Here is a 24,156-nt window from a genome sequence, read left to right as displayed (position 1 = left end):
TTAGTAATAAGGAATTCGATGCCTAAAACGAATTTCGATATTCTTTGGATCATTCTTTCTTCCGGGCTTGTATTTTTCATGCAAGCCGGATTCTTATGCCTTGAGTCGGGTCTGACCCGGACCAAAAACTCTATCAACGTAGCCATCAAGAATATTACCGATTTCGGGATCGCAACGATCGTATTCTATTCCTTGGGATTCGGGTTAATGTTCGGAACGAGCTTTTACGGTTGGATTGGCTCAGATCATTTTTTCCCTGAATTTTCGGAAACGAATCCAGAGATACCCGTCTTCTTTTTATTCCAACTCATGTTCTGCGGAACTGCAGCGACGATCGTCTCGGGTGCTGTCGCAGAAAGAATGAAGTTCGGCGCTTATATCATTGTTACTACGATCATTTCTTCTTTGATCTATCCTGTGTTCGGCCATTGGGTCTGGGGAAGGGAACTTCTGGATTGGAATCATCCTACAGGTTGGCTTGCAAATATTGGATTTGTGGATTTCGCAGGATCTACCGCTGTACATAGCGTGGGCGGTTGGGTTGGACTTTCCGCAATGATCTTGATCGGCAACAGAACCGGTAAATACGGAAGGGACGGAAGTGTTCGAAAGATCACAGGTCATAATCTTCCTTTAGCGATGCTCGGGACTTTGATCCTTTGGTTTGGTTGGATTGGATTTAATGGGGGAAGCACTCTTGCTTTCACTTCTAATGTTCCAAAGATCATCGCGAATACGATGTTTGCTGCTTCCGGCGGAATGGCGTCGAGTTTGATTTATGGTTGGATCCGATTAAAATATGCAGAAGCGACTCTGCCATTAAACGGGACCTTGGCCGGGCTCGTAGCAATCACTGCTCCTTGTCACGCGGTGAATTCTATGGAATCCGTGATCATTGGACTCGTTGCAGGAATTTTAATGTTCGAAGCGGGAGTTTTATTAGATAAACTTAAACTAGACGACGCAGTCGGGGCGATCCCAGTACATTTGGTTTGTGGGATCTGGGGAACATTAGCTGTAGGATTTTTCGGAGATCTATCTCTGCTCGGAACGGGTTTAGGAAGACAGGATCAGATACTCATCCAAGTTTTGGGGATTTTGTCCTGTGCTGCTTTGTCTTTCGGAGTGAGTTATCCTCTTCTATTTATCATCCATCGTTTTTATAGTTTAAGAGTTTCCCCACAAAACGAATACCAGGGTTTAAATTATACCGAACACCGTGCCACTACAGAACTTATAGATCTATTTTTGGAGATGGAATACCAGAAGCAGACCGGTGATTTGAGCCAGGATCTTTCTATAGAGCCGTTTACGGAAGTGGGGCAGATCGCGGAAAGATACAATTTAGTATTAGATAAGATCAGAACGAATATTAAAGAAAAAGAAAGTCTTGCAGTGGAGCTTGAGCATAACTTAAGTCTTCTCCAAAGCGATCTATCTACTGCAAGAAAGATCCAATCAGGGATCATTTCCCAGGAAGATAGGACTACTCCAGATCTGGAAATTACCGTAAGATATCTCCCTTTGACCGAAGTGGGAGGAGATTTTTTTGATATCACTGAACTTCGTCCCGGATTGACCAGAGTGTTCTTGGCGGATGCGACGGGGCATGGGGTGCAAGCAGCACTTCTCACCATGGCGATCAAAGCGATTTACGAATCCTTAAAGCGCGGGATCTATAGTGTAACTGAGATCTTATTCCATTTAAATAACGAGTTCCTACACACGTTCAAGAACCTGAATCAATTTTTTACATGTATCGTGATAGATATAGATACGAATCTAAATCTGGTCCGATATTCTTCTGCAGGACATGTTCCTCAGTATATTCTACAAGGAAACGAGATCCATAATCTGGAAAAAACGGGAAGGATCATGGGAGTGATCCCGAATACGAAATATACTTCCAATGAGATCATATTTACTCCAGAATCTAAAATTATACTATTTACTGATGGGCTCTTTGAACAATGGAATTCATCCAAGGAGGAATTCGGAGAGGAAAGAGTGGAAGAAATCATCCGAGGTCTGAGAAATGTTCCGATGAACGAAGGGATCGATAGAATATTAAGAAAATTGGATGAATTTTTGGCTGGGGCAGTTAAACAGGATGATATTTCTGTTTTAGGTATCAGCAGAAAATCCAAAAAATAAAGAGAACTTTTGTATGCTCTATCTTATCTTAAAATACGTAGTGACTGCGGGGCTCGTCGTTCTGATTTCCGAAATCGCAAAAAGAAATGATAGAATTGGGGCATTAATCGCTTCCTTACCGATTGTGACAATCCTAACTTTGATCTGGTTACAATTCGAGAAAGCAGGCTCCGAAAAAATTTCCAATCACGCATATTACACGTTTTGGTTCGTAATTCCGACTCTACCGATGTTTTTAGTATTTCCTAAATTATATTCCATATACGGATTTTGGTCTGCGCTTCTTGTTTGTATCATTCTAACTGCCGCACTTTTTCTAATTTGTAATTATGTATTGGAAAAATTCGGGATTAAACTTTTAGGATAATCTTTCTCCAAAACGATTCTTTTTTAGTCCAAGTATAGAGTTTTATTTCTATTTGGGTGATTGAGTATCTATGCGCTACTTCTCAGGGGCTTTTTTTCTAGTTCTAATCTTCTTTCTTTCGGGATGTCAGACTTCTTCTATACAAACTTCTAAAAAGATCTGCGATTTGCCTGCTTCTCATTCCTATTGGAAAATCGCAAGTCCGGATGAGATCGGATCTTCTTACCAAAGGTTATGTGATACTCTCCAAAATTCAGTTCCTAAGATAAACAATCTGCATTCAATTCTGATAGAAAAAAATGGAAAGCTGATCGTAGAACTATATCAAAACGGGACCGACAAACCTTTGACGATCATGAACGGTTTTCGTTTTCCATTTACAGGAAAAACTAATTTTGATCGAAATAGTTTGCATGATGTTCGTTCCGTAAGTAAAAGTATCGTTTCCTTATTATATGGGATTGCATTAGAGAAGAAGCTCGTCCCAGAACTTTCTTCTCCAGTCCTGGATTCTTTCCCCGAACTCTCCGATCTAAGATCCGAAACGAATCGATCCATAACATGGGGCCATTTGCTTACAATGGCGAGTGGTTTGGATTGGAAGGAATGGGGAGTCTGGTTTATTAATAATGATGAGGCAAGGTTATACTGGAAGGAAGATCTTACCCGTTACGTTTTCGATCGGCCTACGGTAACTTCCCCCGGAACATCATTTAATTATAATGGAGGAGGGACTTCTGTACTCGCAGAAATTTTAACTCGGAAAACAGGCAAAACATTACCAGAGTTAACTAAAGAATGGATTTTAGATCCTTTGGAGATTAAAGAATACGAATGGGCAACAGATAAATATGGAAGGGCTCTTGCTTTCGGAGGACTTCGTTTAAAACCTATAGATATGTTGAAGATCGGAAGGCTTTTGTTAAACCAAGGAACCTGGGAGAAAAAACAAATCGTTCCGAAAGTTTGGGTAAATGAATCTACCAAATCTCAGATCCTCACGGAGGTCCAATTTTTCTCGGGAGATTCTAGTACCTTAGAATACGGATACCAATGGTGGATCGGAAAGACCAAACTTCCAGACAGAACAATTCTTTGGAAGGCTGCGGTTGGAAACGGCGGGCAAAGGATCTATATTATTCCTGAGCTAGATATGGTAGTCATTACTACAGCCGGAGAATACGGGGAACTGGAGATCCATAAACGGATTGGGAAACTATTGGATGAGATTATAATAAGTTCTATCTAAATCGAAAAGACTACTTGTTCGATGGGTATATGTTTTCTTTTCTTAGTTAATAAATTGCTTTGCACCCGAAAGGAATCCACCCAAATTAGCTAGGAATGTCTGGAATTTTCAGTTTATCCAAGAATATTAAGAAATTTTTATATATTTTCTCAGTTCTACTTTTGATAAATTGTGGAGCAATTTCCACAGAAAACCCATGTGACCCCTCAAGTAATACTTTTTTAAATACCCAACTTCTAAAATTCCTTTTAAACGATACAAGTTCCACCTGTGGGGTAGCAGCAGTTGAATGTGGGATCTTAAAAAAGGGAGAAGCTGCAAATATCGTAATCGGACAACCCGATTTTGTAAGCAATACTGCAGGAACAGGAGATAACCAAAACCAAGGCGCTTGGGGAATTACTGTGGATAACAAGGGTGGACTTTGGATTGCAGATACGAATGTTTCCAGAGTCTTACATTTTTCTGTACCTCAAAGAACTTATCAAAGTGCGGATATTATTCTTACTGATACATTCATAGTGCCAAGAGCAATTGCTGCAGATGCAGCGGGAGGACTTTGGGTAACTTCTTCCACACTTTCCGGGAATGCTGTCTTACATTTTCCTGCCGGAATGAGTACAGGTGATCTTCATGATATCATGCTCGGGACCGGAACATTAGGCGCCTCCATAAACCAGGTTACGAATCCGTTCGGAGTCGGGGTAGATCCTTCCGGAGGAGTATTGGTTGCGGACTACGGTGCGAATCGAATCGTACATTTTTCTCCTCCTTTTACAAATAGTATGAATGCGGATTTCGTCTTAGGACAAGCGAACTTTACTTCTGCTTCTATCGGCCTCTCTGCGAATCAGATGAATGGACCTATGGAAGTAAGAGCGGATCCATCCGGAAAAATTTGGGTCTCGGATCGCGGAAATAATAGAATCCTTAGATTTTCTCCACCCTTTATAAGTGGAATGAATGCGGATCTGGTGCTCGGGCAACCTGATTTTGTGACTTCGAATTTTGGGACAGATGCTTCTACTTTTAGTAGTCCGACCGGAATTAGTTTTGATCTGGCGGGTAGAGTTTGGATAGCGGATAGTAGCAACTCAAGAGCCTTACGTTTTTCCCCTCCATTTACAAACGGAATGGCCGCGGATAATGTAATAGGTAAATCCGATTTTATTACAAATACGAATTCAGGCATTAATGCGAAGGAGATCGGAAATACTACTTCTGTAGCAATTGCTCCCTGCGGGCTCTGGGTATCTGACTCATCCAATAATCGAGTCCTCTTTTTCCCTTAATCACTCTTTATACAAAGTATTTAAAAGGACTACTCGTTATAGGGATTTTGATTTCCGATAATCTGTAAATAAATTGCTTTTCAATAAAAAACGTTTCGTCTAAATTACTTATCACATGTATGGAATTTCTCCCTTGTATAAAAATATTAAGAATTCATTATATATTTTCTCGGCTTTACTAATTGTAAATTGTGGGGCGATTTCCACTGAGAATCCATGTGATCCCTCAAGTAATGCATTTTTAAATACCCAACTTTTAAAATTCCTTTTGAATGATACGAGTTCCACTTGCGGAATTGCGGCAAATGAATGTGGAGTTTTAAAGATGGGAGAGGCGGCAAAGATCGTCCTGGGCCAACCGGATTTTGTAACTAGTTCCGGCGGAAACGCAATTAATCGATTCGGGCCCGCAGGACTGGCGCTTGATACTCATCTAGGCGGGATATGGGTATCTGATGGATCCAATACCAGGGTCATGCATTTTCCTGCGCCTTTGCAAACGAATATGGAATCGGATATTATACTAACCGGCCCTATGGCGGAAGCTAGGTCAATTGCTATGGATTTATCCGGAGGGATCTGGGTAGTCTCCGGAACGACTGCTACAAACGGAAATTCTGTTTTGCATTTTCCTGCCGGAATGAACTCCGGAACTTCTTTTGATATCAGACTTGGAACAGGCACATCTGGCTCTGGTCAAAATACTCTCAGTAATCCTTTTGGAGTTGCTGTGGATGCGAATGACGGGGTCTGGGTTTCAGATTATTTCAACAGCAGAGTTATGCATTATTCCCCTCCATTTTCTTCCGGAATGAACGCGGATCTCGTACTTGGTGTGGCAACCTTTTCCGCTGGAGGTGGGCCCGCATCCATTAGTACATTGGGGGCTCCAATGGCAGTAGGGGTAGATCCTTCCGGGAATGTTTGGGTAGCGGATAGCGGCAATAATCGGGTTTTGCAATTTAAGCCTCCATTTACAAATGGAATGAATGCCGATCTGGTTTTAGGGCAACCTGATTTTGTGACTAGCACTTCTCCGAGCACTCCTAACAAACAAAACTTAATGTCCCCACGTGGATTTGCTTTTGCAGCAAATGGAGCAGTTTGGGTATCCGATGGTGGAAACACAAGAGCCGTGCGTTATTCGCCTCCTTTTACCAATGGAATGGCAGCGGATAACGTTTTGGGTCAGCCCGATTTTATTTCTAAGAATACTACGATGGCGATATCTGCAAAAGTAACAAACAATACGAATGGTATAGCAATAGATCCTTGCGGTGTCTGGGTGGTGGACTCTCCAAATAATAGGGTCCTCTTTTTTCCTTAAAAAAAATTGCACATATAATTCAAAAAACTACTCGTTCGAGGGATTTCACTTTCCTTCGATCAGTAAATAAATTGCTTTGCAATGGAAAACATTTGGCCTAAATTACTTATCGAATGTTCGGATTTTCTCTCTTGAATCGAAATATTAATAATTTATTATATACTATCAGTGTGTCTCTACTTATAAGCTGTAGCGCCATTTCTACCGAGAATCCTTGTGATCCTTCAAGTAATACCTTTTTAAATACCCAGCTCTTAAAATTCCTTTTAAACGATACAAGCTCCACCTGTGGAGTTAAAGTTGCCGGAAATTCCTGCGGTATTTTTGAAAACGGAGAGGCGGCAACTATAGTTCTAGGCCAAGTGGATTTTACGGACAACAGTTCTTTTGGAACAGCCCCCAACCAATTCCGATCGACTTTTGGACTCCAACTGGACTTTCAAGGCGGTCTTTGGGTATCCGATTCTTACGGATCTCCAACTGATGCCAGGATCATGCATTTCCCTCCGCCTTTAGAGACGAATGCGAGTGCAGACATTATACTTGCTGTTACTCCAATGGTTGCAAGGCATATCGCCATGGATCTAAGTGGCGGGATCTGGGTGGTTTCCGGAACTACCTCAACTGGGAACAAGATTCTACATTTTGCTGCTGGAATGAATTCCTCAAGCACGTTTGATATCATGCTCGGAACCGGATCATCTAACCCCAGGGCTATTAACACAATGAGTAACCCCTTCGGTGTCGCAGTCGGCCCAGACGATAAAGTATGGGTTGCAGATTATTTTAATAATCGAGTCTTACGTTTCTCGCCTCCGTTTACTACAAGTATGGATGCAGACTTGGTAATCGGCGCGGATGACTTTACAACTGCAGGAGGTGGAGCTGCGTCGAGTACTAGGATAAATTCCCCTACAGCAGTTGCAGTGGATAAATCAGGAAATCTTTGGGTTTCAGAGTTTGCAAATAACCGGATTCTTCGATTTAGTCCACCGTTTACAAATGGAATGCAAGCAAACATGGTTCTAGGCCAACCTAATTTTACTAGCTCGGCAGGAGGAACAAGTCAGTTTGCCTTAATGGGCCCGAATGGAATTAGCATCCAGTCAAATGGGGCAGTTTGGGTAGCGGATTCTAATAACGGAAGGGCTGTTCGTTTTTCCCCTCCGTTTACCATGGGGAAAGGAGCGGATCGAGTACTAGGTAAACCCAATTTTACTGCGGGCTCTAACACAACTCCTACTACAACAAATACCGGTTCTGTTGTTTCTGTGGCAGCCGCTCCTTGTGGTCTTTGGGTAACGGATTCTAGTAATAGGCGAGTTCTCTTTTTCCCTTAAAGTTTTATGGGCGAACCCGCTTCGCGGACGAGCTATCCGCTTCAATCTGCGAAGCACCATAAACGGTGCATCGCAGTATTTTCGCTACTATCTCTTTCGCAGCGACCCGTAGGGAGCGAGAAAACGACCGCAAAGCGAGAGTCGGTGACCGAAGGTCAAACGAGTCCTAAACTAAACTGGAACGAAATAACAGAACCGAACTCATTGCTTGCAAGAACAAGTTGCATGTTATCGATTTTGAAGAGAAAATCATTTTTTAAAATTATAATTTTCTAATACGATCGCGATTCCCTGACCTCCACCTATACAAAGAGAAGCGACACCATATCTTAGATTCCTACGTTTTAATTCATAGGCTAAAGTAAGAGTAACCCTTGTTCCACTTGCTCCTAAAGGATGGCCGATCGCAATCGCTCCTCCATTCACATTCGTTTTTTCAGGATCTAAACCGAGTTCTCGGATCACTGCCAAAGTTTGAGAAGCATAGGCTTCATTGATCTCAAAAAGATCTATATCTTCCAGTTTTAATCCAGCATTGGAGAGAGCTTTAGGAACTGCAAATACTGGTCCGAGCCCCATCATTTTAGGATCACAACCTACATTCGCATAACCTAATATTTTTGCTAAAGGGTTCAGTCCCGATCTTTTTGCAAACTCTTCCGAAGAAAGTAAAACGGAAGCTGCTCCGTCATTGATCCCAGAGGCGTTCCCTGCAGTCACGGTCCCATCTTTCAAAAAAGCGGTAGGAAGTTTTTTTAATTGGTCTACACATTCCGCTCCTCGGATCTGTTCATCTCGATTTAAAAGAACAGGTTTTTTCCCTCCGGTCTGGACTACTATCATCTCATCCGAAAAACTTCCTTCTAGGCTTGCTTTTTCCGCTCTTACTTGGGAAATTCCCGCCCAAGTATCCTGGTCTTCTCTTGAAATTTTGAAATGAGAAGAGATATTCTCTGCGGTCATTCCCATGGTCAGATCTACAAAACAATCCGTTAAACTTTGGGCGAGCCTGTCTTCTGCGATCGTATCTCCGTATTTATTTCCCCATCTTGCTCCCTTTAGAACAAACGGAGCATTGCTCATAGATTCAGTCCCACCTGCAAGGATGAGTTGATTTTCTTTGGATGCGATTTTACGAGCTCCTAGAAGGATACTTTCTAACCCAGAACCGCAGAGCCGATTTACGGTAAGTGCGCTGGAGGATTGGGAAAGTCCGGATCTAAGTCCTATATGTCTTGCTAAATAAGCGGAATCCTTATTGTCCTGGATCACATTTCCATAAATCGATTCCTCTATCTCTTTCGGATCTATCTCTGTTTTTCGAATGGTTTCTTTTGCAGTGATCACAGCAAGATCGGAAGAACTATAATCTTTTAATCCTCCGCCGAATTTTCCGAAAGGGGTCCTTGCCCCATCCACTAAAACTACCATTTGGATCTCCTTTTTTGTTGTATATACACTATACGGTATAAAACTTAATTTCTAACTCAACTTTAGTATTTAGACTGTCTCTTCTGTTTCTAAAACCGGGATTTTGCGGACTTCAGAGAGTATTTTTAAGGTCTCTTGGAATTTAGGTTTTCCCAATGATTTGGTGATAGAGTTCTGAGCTTCTTCCCAAAGAAAAACGGCCTCTTCTAATTTGGATTCTCCCTTTTTAGTAAGGAAAAGATTTCGAACATTTCCAGTTTCTTTTTTTTCGATCCGGATGAGTCCTTCTCTTTTTAAGATCTCTAAACTTCTTTGCAAAGTTGTTCTATCTATGTCCGTAAGTTTTGCAAGATCCGTAATGCTACATTCTTCCTCGTGGGCTATACTTACTAGGATTGTGAATTGAGTGATCCTCAGACCGGACGGTTTTAAGATAGAATCATAGTAAGAAGTCACTAGTCTAGTGGTCCTTCTTAAGCTTACATTCAAGCAAGAAAGACCGATTTTTTTAAGTTCGTGACTGGAAAGTTTATGTTTCATACTTTCTGTTTTAATGGTGTGTATGCACTATCTGAAAGTCAACACCAAAATCTAAGTTTTTTATTCTGAAAACCATAGTGTCTATTCCGTTCCTTCCAATTGGAATACACTACAATCCTATACGACTAAAAACCATCCTAAAAGAAAGAAGAACTTTATGGGGAAACATATGTCGAATTCCTTCGGTCAGGTTTTAAGGATTTTAAGGGATAGTAAAAAGAAAAGCCAGTTGGATCTGGCTTTGGATGCAGGGATTTCTACAAAACATCTTAGCTTTTTAGAATCTGGAAGGGCAAAACCTGGGAAAGAGATCGTTCGTAAATTATCAGATGCCTTAGAGATCTCTTCTCCTTATCAAAACGTATTATTTGTGGCTGCTGGTTTTTCTTCCGAGATCCCTTCCGAAACTAAAGAGCCGAGGGTAGACAAAGAAATCTTAAAAAAAATGATCTTAAATCAGGATCCGAATCCTGCCTGCGCAGTGGATCCGAATGGAAAGATCATTGTATCCAATTTAGGAATGAATTGTCTTGTCTCCGAATTGAACGGAATGTTTTCAGTTGTAGAAGGGATGAGTCGTAACGAACTTATCTTAAGTGAGAATGGTTTAGGGCCTTACTTATTGGATTATGGGGTCTTTGCGGATCGAATGAGTAATTGTAGGATCTTCGAAGAATTGGTAATAGATCAATCTTCAAGAAGATCCAATGAAATCCAAAAAGAAGATCTAAAGGAACTTCCGAAAATCCGTTTAAAATACCAAGGTGTACTTTCTTTCGATGTATTGGAAACAGTGATCGGGCATCCTTTCGATATCCATCTGGGATCCATCCGTTGTTATTATATGATCCCGTCCGACGAAAATACTAAAAATACAATGATATCCATTGTAGAAAATTTTAAACTTTTACCTTCTCGTTTTGCCAGAGGATCGTTTTGAGTTATTGTAAAAATTCGAAATGAAAGAATGAAATATTACCTCCTGGTAATTGAGTTTTTGATCCGGAAATGATCCAATTCTTCTTAAATTCATTTTGGAGAAAGTATGAAACGGTTTTTGAAATTTACTTCTTACGGGTTCTTGATATATCTTTTATCGGGAGTTTTGCTTCATCATTATATATTTCCGGAGCCTCTACCGCCTTCTGAATTATATCCTAAGCCTTCCGATACGATCCTGAATCCTTTTGCTTCTGAAAAAGTGATTTTTATAGAAACGGATTCTAAGAAATATTCGGAAGCTGAGTTATTTTTACAACCTGGTGGTGCGATCCCAAAACCGCATATCCATCCTAATTATGATGAGACCTTTACAGTGAAAAAAGGAAAATTAACTGTGATGTCCGGAGGGGTTACATATGAATTGGGTCCTGGAGAATCTTTTACAGTCCCGAAGGGAACTCCTCATCAACCATTCAATCATGGAGAAGAAGAATTGAATGCGATCGTAAAAGTGAACCCTTCTGAAAAATGGGCTTTCTTTCTAACACAGATCCATGGATTTTTTACGGAGAAAGAAACTCCCAGAAATAATATTGCATTTTTCTTACAGGCGATGTTAGTTACTGGATATTACGAGGATACATATTTAGCTTCTCCTCCTGTAGAAGTCCAAAAGATCCTTTCTTTTCTGATCTCTCCTACTGCGAGACTATTCGGTTTTAGGAGTTGGAAGAAAGAATATGCGCTAAAATGGAAGAAAAAATCGGAGTGATCATGAACCTAAAACCCTTCTCGAAAGTTTCAAACCCTGTTTTGTTTCGGATGAGAGTGGGTTTTATGCTATATTTCGTTTTTCTATTATACTTAGTAGATTGTTCAAATCCGGAAACGGATTCAAATCTTCCTGATCTAGGAAAGTCCAAACTTTCCTATTTTAAGGAGGATTATGGATCGAGTCGGAATTCTTTTCGTATGATCTCTGAAAAGATCAAAAAAGAATATAGTGGAGTGCAAACTGAGGCGATTTCTGTCCCGAACAAATTAGGAGAGGATCTGAGTATAGATTCTCTCTATATTCCTGCACAGAAATCTCAGAAGGGTCTTGTGATATTTACGAGCGGGATCCATGGAACGGAGGCTCCGGCAGGAACTTCTGCGATCCGATTTATCGCGTCGGAACTCCTACCTAAATTTTCTTTGGAAAACACAGGTTTCTTATTCGTACATTCTTTGAATCCGTATGGCTTCCAACATTTCAGAAGGGTAAGCGAGAATAATGTGGATCTAAATCGGAACTGCGATCCAAACCCGAAATCTTTAGCGGGGAATAATCCGATCTATCCTAAGGTATATGATTTTTTGAATCCGAAGGAAAAGGTTTCTTCTAGTTTTGGAAAAGAGACTTTTTATAAGATTCAGGTATTTTCTAAGATCCTCCAGCATGGGACCTCTGGTTTTAGTTCTTCTGTGGCTCAAGGCCAGTATGAGTATCCGGATGGGATCTTTTTCGGAGGACATTCTTTAGAGATCAATCATACTCTCATTTCAACTCTGATAGATAAAGTTGCAAAAGGATATTCTTCCGTATTACTCATCGATTTTCATACAGGGATCGGAGCCAGAGGGAAATTGCATCTAATCGCAAACAAAATGGAAGAATCGGAAAAACAAAAACATCGTTCTCTATTTCCCGGGGACGAGATCCATTTTCATGGAGATAAAAAAGAAGCCTACGCGATTTACGGGAATCTCACTGCTTGTACGAACAAAAGACTTTCTAAAGATCAAAAATTCTACGCGGTGGTAATTGAGTTCGGGACGATCAATAGTCAATCTATATCCGGTTCTTTAGAGTCTTTGAGAAGGGTAAGAGAAGAAAATCAAGGCTTTCATTACGGATATTTTTCGGAAGAGGTTCGAGCGGTTTCCGCAAAAGAATTTAGAGAATTGTTTTTTCCTTCTTCAGAGATCTGGAGAGAAAATGTTTTGTTTGAGACTGAAAGGGCGATCTCGACAGCAATTCCTAAATTTCAGGAGCTGACTTTTAAAAATTAAAACTATTGAATATATAAGAAGGATAAACTAAAATCGAAAATTATATTCTCCGATCTTAGTCGATCTTTCTTTTTACGATTTACTTATCGAACTGCTTTCATGAGTTCTACGAGTTGGTTCAATGCAGCGTTCCAACCGTCTATGAATCCCATCTCTTCATGTTTTTTCTTGTTCTCTTCGTCTTTATGACGTGCAAGAACATGATACTTGGTCCCATTTCCATGCTTTTCCAAAGTGAGGATCGCGGTAAAAAATCCTCCGCTTGCAGCTGGTTTAAATCCTGGTTCTAAAATATCTGTGAATACTAATCTTTCGTTTTCAACGATCTCTAAAAAGGATCCTGAGTTCGGGAATTCTTGCCCTTCAGGAGATAACATTGTAGTTCTGAAAATCCCTCCTGGACGAAGATCTATTTCGCAATCGATCGTTTTCCATGGAGCAGGTGTGAACCATTTTAGAATATGTGCGGGAGTGGTCCATGCTTGCCAAACCAACTCTCTTGGTACGTCTACGATCCTTTCTAATACTAGATCCGTTTTAGGGTCCGGAGTATAATATTTAATTGAGCTCATCTTGTTTCTCCTTTAAGCCGAGCAAATAATCGTCCAGTTGATTTAGTCTTGTTTCCCATACGTTTTTTTGTTTCGCGAACCATTTCTCTCCCTGTTCCAATGTTTCTTGTGTGATCGTATATGTTCTAACTCTCCCCGATTTTTCGGAATGAACTAGAAAACAATCCTCCAAGACTCCTAGATGTTGCATAAGAGAGGGCAATGCCATCTTGAACGGCCCAGCCAATTCTCCTACGGTTGCCGGTCCTAAACTCAATCGTTCCATAATCGAACGTCTTGTAGGATCTCCTAGGGCGTGAAACAGGTTGTCTAAACTTGGACTTTGCTTAGGCATTTGCCTAACTATATCATAGAAATAAACTTAGGTAAATACCTAAGTTTAGGAAAAGTAGAAATTTGCAAGAAAAGGTGACTAGACTTTGGTCTATTTTTAGCTCAGAGCTTTTTTGATTCTTTCTGACTCTGTGAACTCAGTGTTCTCTGTGCGAAACATTTGAGTAATTTAGTTCACACAGAGTGCACAGAGGATTTCGTAAGAACTCCAACACTGCGCCAGGGATCGATGCGGGCGTCGCAAAGCGACCGAAGCGGAGAGCCCGACCGCCTTTAGGCGGGGGCGCCCAAAAAAAATCTTCCGACCATGTCCAATTTTTCAAAACTCGATGCTCATTCTTTTACGAGTCGAGGGACTCAATGGAGAATCAAATGTCGAAGAACCTACAATCTTCCGTGCTTACAAGTTCGGAATTAGAGAAGAAAGAGAAATGGATCCGTGTTTCCAAATGGATCTATTGGACGGTCACAACTTTGCTTGTGAGTACCATGATGCTTGCTGGGATCTTGCTTCTTGCGGGTGCGGGGCCGAATGTAGATGGGATCACTCAACTTGGTTATCCGGTTTATCTTTGTATGATCTTGGGTGCGGCAAAAGTTTTGGGAGGATTTGCGATCTTCCAGAATCGTTTCGAAACTTTAAAAGAATGGGCGTATGCTGGTTACAGTTTTAATTTGATCGGTGCTTCTTTATCTCATCTATTTGCCGGGAGCGGTTTCGGTCATGTAATCACTCCGACCATTATTCTTGGTCTTTTACTTCTTTCGCGCAGACAGTGGAAGACCGGTTGGATCTGAGTTTATAGATTTTATAGGAGGATTATCATGGAAAATAGAATTAATGTGCATGAAAAAGGCCAGGCTGGAATGAGAGCTTTGTATAGTCTCGCGATCTACTTGGAAAAAACTACGATCGAAAAATCTCTTTTACATCTTTTGTATTTTAGGGTCTCTCAGATCAACGGTTGTGCGAATTGTTTGGATATGCATTCCAAAGATTTTCGTCATGAAGGTGGATCCGAGCAAAGATTGTATCTTTTAAACGCTTGGAGAGAGGCACCTTTTTATTCAGAAAGAGAGAAGGCGGCGCTTTCTCTCGCAGAGGTATTGACCCAGATCACAAAAGATCATGTGTCCGATGATATTTACGAGGAAGCGAGAAAACAATTCGACGAGCAAGAATTGATTGATCTGGTCTTTGCGATTATTACGATCAACAGTTATAATCGTGTGAATATTGCATTTCCGGTAGCTCCAGGCTTTTATCAGCCCGGACAGTACGCCGCAAAATCCAAAGGATAATATGGATATTCAAGAATTTTGAATATTCGATTTAAATAAAAGGAAATAAACATGAAAGAATTCTTATTATTATTTCGCCAGCCTAGTTATGATTACAGTAACACTCCTGCGGAAGAAATGCAGGCGATCGGTAAAAAATGGCAGGACTGGGTGGGAGGCATCGCCGCTCAGGGAAAACTTGCGAGTAATGGTCCTCGTCTCGCTTTGGACGGAAAAGTTTTAAAGCAGGGTGGAGTGATCACTGACGGCCCGTTTGTAGAGATCAGAGAGAGGCTCGGAAGTTTTATCATAGTTAGATCCGATACTTTGGAAGACGCGACTACCTTGGCCCATGGTTGTCCTGCGATAGATGCAGGGGGAAGTGTGGAGATCCGACAAGTGATCTCTTAAATCGACGGCCCGTTTTACTGTAGGTAAGGCGGGCTTTTTATATGGATCAAACACAGGAATCTTTCAAAAAACTTTTCCAGCAGGAATTTTCCAAAATGGTTGCCGTGATCAGTAAAGGTTACGGCCTCAGGAATATGGAGATCGCGGAAGATATAGTAAGCGATACTTTTTTACTAGCCACCGAAAACTGGAAGAAGAATGGAGTTCCAGAAAATCCGAGTGCTTGGTTGTACGTGGTAGCAAAACGTAAAACTTTGCATCATTTTAGAAGGAATAAAATTTTAGAAACTAAGATCATTCCTAAGTTGAGCGCAGAGCAGGAAAGAAAGGAAATCGTAGAACTCGATTTTTCTTCGGATAATATCAAAGATAGCCAACTTAGGATGTTGTTTGCGGTATGCGATCCTGTGATCGCGAGTGAGGCTCAGATCGGTCTTGCTCTTAGGATACTTTGCGGTTTTGGGATAGATGAGATCGCAGATGCTTTTTTATCCAATAAAGAAACGATCAATAAACGTTTATTTAGAGCGAAGGAAAAACTTCGGGCCGAAAACATAAAAATGGAAATGCCTCTAGAAAATGAGATCGAGGGGAGATTGGACACCGTTTTGCATATTATCTATTTATTATTTAATGAAGGATACTATTCCAAAACTGAAAATCAAATCTTAAGAAAGGATCTTTGTTTGGAGGCGATGCGTCTTGCAGTCCTTTTATCGGAATATGGGTTTACAAATCTTCCGAAAACGAATGCGCTTCTTGCCTTGATGTGTTTTCATTCTTCTCGATTCGATTCCAGGCAAACCGAAGGGAGTTTTGCGGTCTTATATGAGGACCAGAATGAAGAGTTATGGAATAAGGAATTGATCGGACAGGGAATGCATTTTTTACGTCTTTCTGCGGAAGGTTCAGAGATCAGTTCCTATCATTTGGAAGCGAAGATCGCTTACTGGCATTGTATTAAAGAAGATAGTAAGGAGAAATGGGAGGATATACTATATCTATATAATAAACTTTTAATGATCAATTATTCTCCTAGTGTTGCCTTGAACCGTACATTTGCTTTATACAAGGCGAATGGAGCGGATATTGCAATTTTGGAAGCGGAGAAATTAAAATTAGAGAATAATCATTTCTATTTTCTACTTTTAGCGGAACTTTATAGAGAGAAGGAGCCGGGCAGGTCCAAATTACATTTAGAGAAGGCGTATTCTTTAGCAAAAACCCAGACGGAAAAGTCCGGGATTTTGAAAAAAATAGATTCTATCGAGAGCTGATATATATAGGCTTATTGTCTAAAAGGAAATTCTCCCAGATAATCCCTTTTTCCTAATTCAACTCCATTGTGTCTGAGTATGTCGTAAGCTGTTACGATATGAAAAAAGAAATTCGGAACGATATGATGTAGAGTGTATTCTTTTCCGGTCAGATGTTTTCCTTCCCAACGAGGCAAAGCGATCTTTTTTTCTGCAGCATCCTTGTAGTCTTCCGGAGAAAGTCCTTTTAATATATCTACAACAGAGTCTATTCTTGTGATTACTTCTGCCAGGGTTTTTTCGTTATCCTCGTGACTTGGAAGTTGTTTACCTGTCAGTCTTGCAGCGTTTAGTTTCGCGGTATCACAAGCGTTTTGCACTTGGCGGATAAAGTTATATTGATCCGGAGCAAGTCTTGAATTTAAAAGGACTTCTATATCGATCTTTTTGGACTCGCTAAAACGTACTGCCTTATCTAAAAACTTTTTTAGATGTTCTAGGTTTTTGATGAATTGGGTTACTGTTAGTTCGTAAATGGATATGTCTGACATCTATTCCATGGAAAGGGGAGAATAGAAAGCCGCAAGCCTTAAAATATCTTGTATTTGATTATAGAAAAATCGACTCATTTCTAACGCCGGGAAATCCCAGCGTTAGATCTTTCATTTTAGTCTTTTACGCAGCGAACTCTAAAGGATACCGTATTCGTAGCGCCGCCTCCAAAAGGGGAAACTCCACAATTCACTACCTGTAGATCGTAGATCGTTACGGTATTTTCCAAAATACTTGCAGGACAAGTATTGGTAGGGGCATAGGTCGTAGGATCCGTATCTATATCCACATGAAAAGGGCCTGCTCCTCCAGTTACACTGACTCCTGAATTCAGGGAAAAGTCTACATTATGAATGAATAATGTAGGCATCTGATCGGCGTCAGCGGTCAAAAATCCGATCCCTCCGACTCCTTCCTTACAATCCAGTTTGTCAGTAAGAGTGAAATAGTCTGTGCCTATGATCATACTTACTGTATCCGTATTGGGTTGGGGGAGGTTTGAGATCTGGTTCGCCGCGAGTAACGCGACTATAGCACTATTGTCTGAACCTTTATCGCTACTGCAGTTTATAACCGAAGTCGAGATCAAAATGCTCAGTATTATGATCTGTAAGTTATTAGATGGTTTCATCTTTCTTCCTACTTTAATTTCTTTTGGTTTTCGCTATTTGCTTTCATTCATGTCCCTGGATTTGAAAGCGAGTTCAGAGTTCGTCTGAACGAATCCAATTACGAGGCAACTCCTGAGGAGGCGCCTAACACAGTGTTTATATATTTTAAAAAAGAAAACCGCCTGACATAAACGCGTAAGCGTATATTTGCCGATTGGTGTTTGTATATGTATAAGTCAAAAAATCCCCCGTAGGAACCTGGCAATTCCGTAAGAAAATCCAAAGATCGGGAGCCGAAGGGAGGCTTGGATGAATTCTCTTAAGGGGCAAAAGATCGGAACGGAGAATGTTAATTGGAGTATACATATTTCCCTTTTCCGTTCAGAACAACCTTCGAAAAGGTTATTCTCATAAGAAATCATTAAAGACTCGGAAACGGTCAGGAGAGGAATAAGCGATACAAAATAAGGAACTAACTATTGTTAGTTGATATAGCGAACGTTATACTTTTTTGAAATATTTTGTTTTTACAAAGATAGAATAACGCATTCTAGTTTTTATTAGAAAATTTTCTGACAGATCAAAGACAATTCCCATCCGCTTCTAGGGCTCCGATGGAAATGGATCCTGCTCCAGAAGGAGTAAATGGAGTCGAATTCGTCGTTCTCGGATTTTGTAAAAAATCAGTGATTATAAATGGGGCCACTGTGATAGGGAGTGCGATAGAATTCAGATCAATTCCACCGTATAATGCTGTGCAAGGTGAGTTTGCGGAATTTGGTGTTCCTGTCGTAGTATTATAATTCCAAATCTGATCGATCTGATTCGTACCTGCAAATTTAGGGTTGTCTCCGTAACTATTTGTATAATCTCCTACGAATTGTCCTGCGATAGGATGGGCACAATCGTCCTGATTCAAAACTCCTGAACAGAATATATACTGATCTATTCCGATTACTACAGGAACACTTACATAGAAATTATTTCCTCTGATGATTGAGCTTGAATCAGGTGGAGTTAGAAAATTTATTCCTGCGCTATTCCCGATTTGTGAATTCGAAAATATCTGGTTATTTAAGATCCTATGGATCCCGACTCCTGATTGTAAAAAGATCCCTGTTGCTTTTCCTAAGGAACTTGTTTGGGAATTTCCTACAAAGATATCATTATTGATGATAAGAGTAGAGTCAACTGCATCCGAGAACGCGATCCCATAAGAGTTTTCCGGAATAAACCCAGGATTTAAATATTGATACGCGTTTATTTTGTTTTCTGTGAGAATAACTGCGTCGAAATTCCCTGTCTCGATCCAGACTCCTGCGCTAAATCCGTTCGGATCCGTGCTGACTAAACCGTCCAAAAGATTTCTTGCAAGAACGATCGGTTGGGCAGCGGAACCCGATCCTTCTATCATAGTTCCGATCGAATATTTTCTACCGGAACCTCCGCGTAGCCAATTTTCAGTTACTACAATATTATCCGACTGGTTGATCAAGAGGCCGGCCCTAATTCCGCTTCCCGTATCGTTTGATTCGTTTCCGGCTACTATATTATGAGAAATGAATATTTTTCCCAGATTCGTTCTGGAATCCGTAATCTGTATCCCTGCGGAATAATCAGCGTCTAAGTTAGATTGGATCTGAAATCCGCTCACAGTCAGGTTTTTATTTGTGGAATCTAAACTTGTAGTGGAGATCAGGATCGCGTTGCAGAAGTCAAAAAAGTTGGATCCACAACTCGTGATAAACGAATCTTGTATTCTTGTAGGATGATTTATCGGATCCGAATCTAGATCCGGAAAGCCAACGGCAAATCCGCCAAATAAGGAAGTATTTCCGGAGAGAAGTATCGGAGTTTTAGGGATATAACTTCCTTCCGAAACAAATACGGAACATATAGTTCCGGATAAATTACATTCCGTAATCCCTCTTTCTATACTTTCGCAGAATGCATTTGCTCCAGTTCCAAGACCACAACCAGGGACATCTGTCCCGCTGGAAGAATCTACAAGTCGGATATTCTCAGTAGAAGTAAAATCATATTGGATCGGATTTCCATTTTGGATCTCGAGTCCTTTTGCGGTACATCCTAACAACCGAATAAATGTATTTCCCGCAGGCCCCCAGAAATCGGGAGAATTTGCAGTGATCTGGATGATATTATCATTCGGAGAACCTGGATAGCTGATCGTAGGAGGATTTGTTAAAAGTGCGGCATTCACTTTTCCGGGCAGAGTAATAGAACTGAAAGAACAGGATCCCGGGTCTACTGCATGAGAAGAGATCCTGATCGAAATTTTTCCTCCCGGGGTAAGTAACTTAGACTTGGGCTGTATTTCCAAAACCGACGTACAATTTAATAGTACGGTTAATGATCCTCCTGATATATTCCCCGATCCTGAATTGTTCGGAACGAAGAAACAAGAATGTCCTGTTGGAACGGAGACCAAGCTAATAGAATAAGATGCTGAATCTCCTACCTTATGCGTGAATGTTTTGGTTGAATCCGATTTGAAATTTAGTTTATCTCCTGCATTTTGAACGGTTAAAGGAGAGATTGCCGAGATCGAAGGATCTAATCCGACTACTTGAACGGAAAGATCGTAAAAAACTGTCCCGCAACTAATATAGATCGTAGTGAATGGAAATACGACCGGACCTTCCGGATTATTGATATTACAAGTTTGTTGTAGGGAAGCCCCAGTTAGGCCCATTACGGAAACTGAATAATCGCTTCCCGGTTTGACTAAACTGGGAAACCGTTGAGTGCCGTTAGAATTAAAGATTAGGGACTCGCTGAGTTGGTTCCCAATAGTTAAGGTCCCGGATTTTAAACCTGAGACCTGGACAAAAACTTTGATCGGAGTATTTAAAGCGTCTATATCCGTTTTTAATCCGAAAAAATCCAAAAGAGTAGAAGCCTGAGGAGGCTTGTAACAGGAAAGAAGTAAAAGAGAAATGGGAACTAAGAAGAACCATTTTAAGAAAAAAGAATATTTCGTTATTCTAAAATTCCAAGAGGAAGATCCTTCATAGTTCCCATTCATAAAATTGAGATTTACCCTGATGTTTATATAAGATCAATTTAGGAGAAAAATTGCGTATAAAAATCCAGCGTGTCGAATTATTGAATGTAAGTTTGCACTGGAAAATCTACCGAGTTTCCCGGAGTGGAATTTTTGATACTAAAGAAGGTATGTGTGCTTCCGTCAAAACCCGGATCTAAAATGTAAATTCCATCTCCTAACGCTCCGGCGCTTGTATAACATCTGGAACTTCTGCAAGTGACCGAACTTCCCATAGTAATATTCGATCCGATCGTGGCTCCTGAATAGTTTACGGTAGTTCCCGCAGCTCCTGTGGAAGAATTGATCGGAGTATGATACGTATCAAAGAATAAAGACCCGCTAGAAGTGCATCGTATATCATATCCTAATAATATTCGATTTCCTATATGTCCTGCATAAGGAACATACGTATGGGTTCCTCCGAGTATGTTTGAATTACATCCCGGAACGGTTTCTCTTTTTAGTTGAACTGTGGGGCCTGAAAAATTTCTCCATTCCATCAAACTAGAAGAAAGACTAAATCCTGAAGAACTATCCAAGTTTGCTTGGTTATAAAAAAGAAAAATATCCGAAGAAGTACGAACGAAGTTAGGATGAGAAGTCCCAGCAGATCCCGCTGGAAAAGTAGTGCCCGTTGAGCCAGTTCCTTTATTTAAAAATAATCGGTTTACTACTGAAGAAGCTCCGGCTGTAAATCGATGGATACTAACATAATTATTCGGATCGTCGTCAGTATCGTTATCATGATCTTCGAATGCAGTTATATATTTGGAGCCGTCCCAAACGATATCCAAATACCCGAATTTGGTTCCTACTCCCACGGAAACTTCTTTTATCGGAGTCAATGAGCCGATCACTCCACCGTTCGAATTTAATCGAATGTATCGAACTGCATTATTAAAACTAGCGCTATCACCGAATTCAGAGAATACGACTGCAAATTCATCCGAATCCGGATTATAAACACCTGCCAAAGCACTAACTAACGCAAAGTTTGCCGTAGAAACTACAGATGCCACAGGAAAATCGGAACCTATTGCGGTGAATTCTATATTGAAAAATTTTCCACGGATGGTTTTTCCTGTGTCGGTCCATAAGGCCAGATATTTGCTTCCGGTCCAAATTAGATCGATTGAAGGCAGCCCTGCAAATGAACTAAAAAATATAGGAGATCCTACAAGTGCTTGGGTTTTCTGATTCACATGAAATAAATTCATCACAAGAGTTCCGCTGGAAAACCAGGTCCCGAATACCGCCAAATGCCTTTCACAATCTATTTTTGAAGCAGCGGTTTGGCCTGATTTTCCCGAAGAGCCGGTTAACGTGCAGGTCTGTCCTCCTGTATAAGTGCCTAGATCCACGGTGTAATTTGCTCCTGCATCCAGTTCATCTTCGAATGCAAAAGTCCCGTTCTCCGAAATCGCCAATTGTTGGGTTTCGGAGGTATCCGTGTTCGTTAGTGTAAGTTGCATTTCCTTTCCGGAAAGATTGGAATACCCGGTTATATTTACTTGAATGGAAGAAGGTCCTGTCTTTCCCGCAAATACCCCGATATTCCCATCGAAGGCAAGTGCGCCTAAAGCGGAAGAGCTCGCATCTATATTGACTGCCTTTGCGTTATTACAACCTAAAAGCAGAATGCTGATGAGCGCGATGGCTGTGACTACGAAGGCGACTTTGAGAATAAAATCGAATTGTTTCTCGTTTTTGATGATCTGCTTCATGTATTTCACCGTCGTCTAACTTCCGTTACTCTTTTTGTCGACTCTCAATAAAACAAACAAACCGTATGGATTAATTTGCGTATTTTTATTCTTTAGAAAAATTGAATCAACTAAATCAAGAAAATATAGAGGCCAAATGGGCAGACTCGGACAGTGAAGCTGTCTTCGAAAAAATGTCTCGGAATAAACACTACTAAATTCGGAACGAGCGTGAGTTCGGATCTAGTCCGTTTTAAAAATATCCGTTTATCTCGATGAGAAATGCGTGGGGATTAAAATTACTTCCTCCCGGATTCGGGATCTGGTAGCCGAAAGAAATGGAATAATCCCGATTAAAATTATAGGAAAAACCACAGACAGAAACACCGAGAGAATTTACTCCAGTGATACTATCACATAAAAAATCGATCCGATCCGGAATAATTTCCACACTTAGACCGAACATCAATCCTGTGAGATGGATTCCCGGTTCCGGACTTGGAGCTAGTTTCTGCCTGTATCTACCGAAGAACGCAGAATTCCCCGCGTATGCACCCAGATAAAATTTAGCTCCCAAACTTTTTAATTCATAGGAGCTCATTCCGAAATTAAAGCTGGCAAAATTTGATTCTGCCAGAGAATTCCCTGTGCTTAAACCGGACTTAGTCCCTACACTAAGAGAAATGGATTCGGTAGGTTCGAATTTTTTATGATAAATGAAAAGTAAATTCGGATTTACCTCCGGGTTGGAGCGTAAAGAATCTTGGATAGAATATGCTCTTACTTCCGAGTTCGGATTGTTTAAGAAATAATTCCCCGCATAAACCCCGATCTCTTCGTTATCCCCCAAACCGTACATAAACGTAGTGTCGAATTGCGTTTTATTCGAATAAAATATGAGTTGTTCCTGTAGGAACTGCCTATCCTTTCCGGTGATCTTTAGGTCCGGAATATTGAAAATATCCTGCTGAGCGTACATTAAACCGGATGGAAGTAGAAATAATTTAGAATATAAGAATATTCTATTAATAGAAGGGAATTTCCCTTTCAAATTTTAATCCTTAAAATTAAAAACATGGCTTCCGAACTAGATCGGATTACCGCGTGTGTGTGAGATCGCCCGATGTAAAATGGGAAATCAGATGTTTATGAGTGGAGGAAGAGTTTTAGCAGGGGGAGGTCTTGCGAATTGTAGAAAATTTTTCCCGGAAATAAGAAGGAAGAATAATATAAATACGAAAAGAAACGAAAAAAACGGGCGATCTAATCCGAAAGAATTTGAGGTATTTTTCTTACTCTTATCTTTTTGATGAAAATCCTCGTTTTGATCCAATTGAGAGAATGTATTGGAAGAAAATCTTGGTTTGGATTTTTGAGAAGGGAGTCTAAAACTTCCTGAATGATTCCTTTTGTAGAGTAGATAATTTTGAAATGCTCTTTCTTCGTAATCATTTGGAGCGATTAGGAAAAATGCTACCAAGGGGAAGATAAGATATTTCAAACAGGACATATCTAAAGATCAGATACCAGGATTTGACAATAGATCAAAAAGAAAAGGGAATTTTATGGAGTATTTCTTCTTCCTTTTTTAACTCTCTTAAAGGCCGATCTTTGTAGGATCTCGAATTATATTAAATAAACTTAGGCCATTCCAGCACCTGAGGAATCTCCCG

General features: G+C 40.5%; 23 protein-coding genes. 13 read left to right on the top strand and 10 right to left on the bottom strand.

What is annotated here, in order from left to right; all coding sequences use genetic code 11:
* Positions 1-18: 18 nt before the first annotated feature.
* From amt to EHQ64_RS08950, 6 genes are all read left to right on the top strand, one after another.
* On the top strand, positions 19-2,154 hold the full coding sequence (gene amt, locus EHQ64_RS08975) for an ammonium transporter (protein ID WP_135649152.1): 2,136 nt from the start codon (positions 19-21) through the stop codon (positions 2,152-2,154).
* A 13-nt stretch (positions 2,155-2,167) separates the two neighbouring features.
* Positions 2,168-2,521 (top strand): DUF3147 family protein, encoded by a 354-nt coding sequence (locus EHQ64_RS08970; protein ID WP_135649151.1) that lies wholly within the window; start codon positions 2,168-2,170, stop codon positions 2,519-2,521.
* A 70-nt stretch (positions 2,522-2,591) separates the two neighbouring features.
* Entirely contained in the window at positions 2,592-3,770 is a 1,179-nt protein-coding gene (locus tag EHQ64_RS08965) for a serine hydrolase domain-containing protein (RefSeq protein ID WP_135649150.1), read from the top strand.
* A gap of 95 nt (positions 3,771-3,865) precedes the next feature.
* On the top strand, positions 3,866-5,062 hold the full coding sequence (locus EHQ64_RS08960; RefSeq protein WP_135649149.1) for an NHL repeat-containing protein: 1,197 nt from the start codon (positions 3,866-3,868) through the stop codon (positions 5,060-5,062).
* A 325-nt stretch (positions 5,063-5,387) separates the two neighbouring features.
* A complete protein-coding gene (locus tag EHQ64_RS08955) occupies positions 5,388-6,389 on the top strand; it encodes an NHL repeat-containing protein (protein WP_246048665.1) in 1,002 nt (333 codons plus the stop codon).
* 131 nt (positions 6,390-6,520) lie between these two features.
* On the top strand, positions 6,521-7,729 hold the full coding sequence (locus tag EHQ64_RS08950; protein WP_246048664.1) for an NHL repeat-containing protein: 1,209 nt from the start codon (positions 6,521-6,523) through the stop codon (positions 7,727-7,729).
* A gap of 249 nt (positions 7,730-7,978) precedes the next feature.
* On the opposite strand, the gene EHQ64_RS08945 is transcribed toward EHQ64_RS08950, so the two are convergent.
* Positions 7,979-9,166, bottom strand: a complete 1,188-nt coding sequence (locus EHQ64_RS08945) for a thiolase family protein (protein ID WP_167882379.1) — start codon at positions 9,164-9,166, stop codon at positions 7,979-7,981.
* 63 nt (positions 9,167-9,229) lie between these two features.
* Positions 9,230-9,700 (bottom strand): MarR family winged helix-turn-helix transcriptional regulator, encoded by a 471-nt coding sequence (locus EHQ64_RS08940; RefSeq protein ID WP_135649145.1) that lies wholly within the window; start codon positions 9,698-9,700, stop codon positions 9,230-9,232.
* Between the two features lie 169 nt (positions 9,701-9,869).
* Here EHQ64_RS08940 and EHQ64_RS08935 point away from each other — a divergent pair, with 169 nt between their 5' ends.
* From EHQ64_RS08935 to EHQ64_RS08925, 3 genes are all read left to right on the top strand, one after another.
* Entirely contained in the window at positions 9,870-10,640 is a 771-nt protein-coding gene (locus EHQ64_RS08935; RefSeq protein WP_135649144.1) for a helix-turn-helix domain-containing protein, read from the top strand.
* Between the two features lie 105 nt (positions 10,641-10,745).
* Positions 10,746-11,414: a cupin domain-containing protein gene (locus EHQ64_RS08930; protein ID WP_135649143.1), complete on the top strand. Its 669-nt coding sequence runs from the start codon at positions 10,746-10,748 to the stop codon at positions 11,412-11,414.
* Positions 11,393-12,697 (top strand): M14 family metallopeptidase, encoded by a 1,305-nt coding sequence (locus tag EHQ64_RS08925; protein WP_135649142.1) that lies wholly within the window; start codon positions 11,393-11,395, stop codon positions 12,695-12,697. Before EHQ64_RS08930 ends, EHQ64_RS08925 begins: the two co-directional genes overlap by 22 nt.
* An 83-nt stretch (positions 12,698-12,780) precedes the next feature.
* Here EHQ64_RS08925 and EHQ64_RS08920 read toward each other — a convergent pair whose 3' ends face one another.
* Both EHQ64_RS08920 and EHQ64_RS08915 read right to left on the bottom strand, forming a co-directional pair.
* On the bottom strand, positions 12,781-13,269 hold the full coding sequence (locus tag EHQ64_RS08920; RefSeq protein WP_135649141.1) for an SRPBCC family protein: 489 nt from the start codon (positions 13,267-13,269) through the stop codon (positions 12,781-12,783).
* Positions 13,256-13,603: an ArsR/SmtB family transcription factor gene (locus EHQ64_RS08915; RefSeq protein WP_135649140.1), complete on the bottom strand. Its 348-nt coding sequence runs from the start codon at positions 13,601-13,603 to the stop codon at positions 13,256-13,258. The genes EHQ64_RS08920 and EHQ64_RS08915 overlap by 14 nt, the downstream gene beginning before the upstream one ends.
* Positions 13,604-13,974: 371 nt before the next feature.
* Here EHQ64_RS08915 and EHQ64_RS08910 point away from each other — a divergent pair, with 371 nt between their 5' ends.
* From EHQ64_RS08910 to EHQ64_RS08895, 4 genes are read left to right on the top strand one after another with little or no spacing between them, the layout of a single operon-like run.
* Positions 13,975-14,400, top strand: coding sequence for a DoxX family protein (locus tag EHQ64_RS08910; RefSeq protein ID WP_135649139.1), 426 nt, complete (start codon positions 13,975-13,977; stop codon positions 14,398-14,400).
* Positions 14,401-14,427: 27 nt separating this feature from the next.
* Positions 14,428-14,904, top strand: coding sequence for a carboxymuconolactone decarboxylase family protein (locus EHQ64_RS08905; protein WP_135649138.1), 477 nt, complete (start codon positions 14,428-14,430; stop codon positions 14,902-14,904).
* A gap of 51 nt (positions 14,905-14,955) precedes the next feature.
* Positions 14,956-15,294, top strand: a complete 339-nt coding sequence (locus tag EHQ64_RS08900) for a YciI family protein (RefSeq protein WP_135649137.1) — start codon at positions 14,956-14,958, stop codon at positions 15,292-15,294.
* Between the two features lie 41 nt (positions 15,295-15,335).
* Complete coding sequence (locus EHQ64_RS08895; protein WP_135649136.1) at positions 15,336-16,571, top strand: RNA polymerase sigma factor; 1,236 nt, start codon at positions 15,336-15,338, stop codon at positions 16,569-16,571.
* Between the two features lie 11 nt (positions 16,572-16,582).
* On the opposite strand, the gene EHQ64_RS08890 is transcribed toward EHQ64_RS08895, so the two are convergent.
* The 6 genes from EHQ64_RS08890 to EHQ64_RS08865 all read right to left on the bottom strand — a co-directional run bounded on the left by EHQ64_RS08890 (position 16,583) and on the right by EHQ64_RS08865 (position 23,993).
* On the bottom strand, positions 16,583-17,101 hold the full coding sequence (locus tag EHQ64_RS08890) for a DUF1993 domain-containing protein (protein WP_135649135.1): 519 nt from the start codon (positions 17,099-17,101) through the stop codon (positions 16,583-16,585).
* A 116-nt stretch (positions 17,102-17,217) separates the two neighbouring features.
* Positions 17,218-17,733, bottom strand: coding sequence for a hypothetical protein (locus EHQ64_RS08885; protein WP_135649134.1), 516 nt, complete (start codon positions 17,731-17,733; stop codon positions 17,218-17,220).
* A gap of 560 nt (positions 17,734-18,293) precedes the next feature.
* The gene (locus EHQ64_RS08880) at positions 18,294-20,759 is read right to left on the bottom strand and encodes a hypothetical protein (RefSeq protein ID WP_246048663.1); all 2,466 of its coding nucleotides are present in this window, start codon (positions 20,757-20,759) and stop codon (positions 18,294-18,296) included.
* Between the two features lie 77 nt (positions 20,760-20,836).
* Complete coding sequence (locus EHQ64_RS08875) at positions 20,837-22,504, bottom strand: hypothetical protein (RefSeq protein WP_135649133.1); 1,668 nt, start codon at positions 22,502-22,504, stop codon at positions 20,837-20,839.
* Positions 22,505-22,736: 232 nt separating this feature from the next.
* Positions 22,737-23,534 (bottom strand): hypothetical protein, encoded by a 798-nt coding sequence (locus EHQ64_RS08870; protein WP_135649132.1) that lies wholly within the window; start codon positions 23,532-23,534, stop codon positions 22,737-22,739.
* 87 nt (positions 23,535-23,621) lie between these two features.
* Positions 23,622-23,993 carry a hypothetical protein gene (locus EHQ64_RS08865; protein ID WP_135649131.1) on the bottom strand — a complete coding sequence of 124 codons (372 nt, stop codon included), beginning with the start codon at positions 23,991-23,993 and terminating at the stop codon, positions 23,622-23,624.
* Positions 23,994-24,156: the final 163 nt, after the last annotated feature.

The organism is Leptospira sarikeiensis (assembly GCF_004769615.1).
GTDB lineage: Bacteria > Spirochaetota > Leptospiria > Leptospirales > Leptospiraceae > Leptospira_B > Leptospira_B sarikeiensis.
Note: the sequence above shows the minus strand (reverse complement) of the source record. Positions and strands in the feature narration are given on the sequence as shown.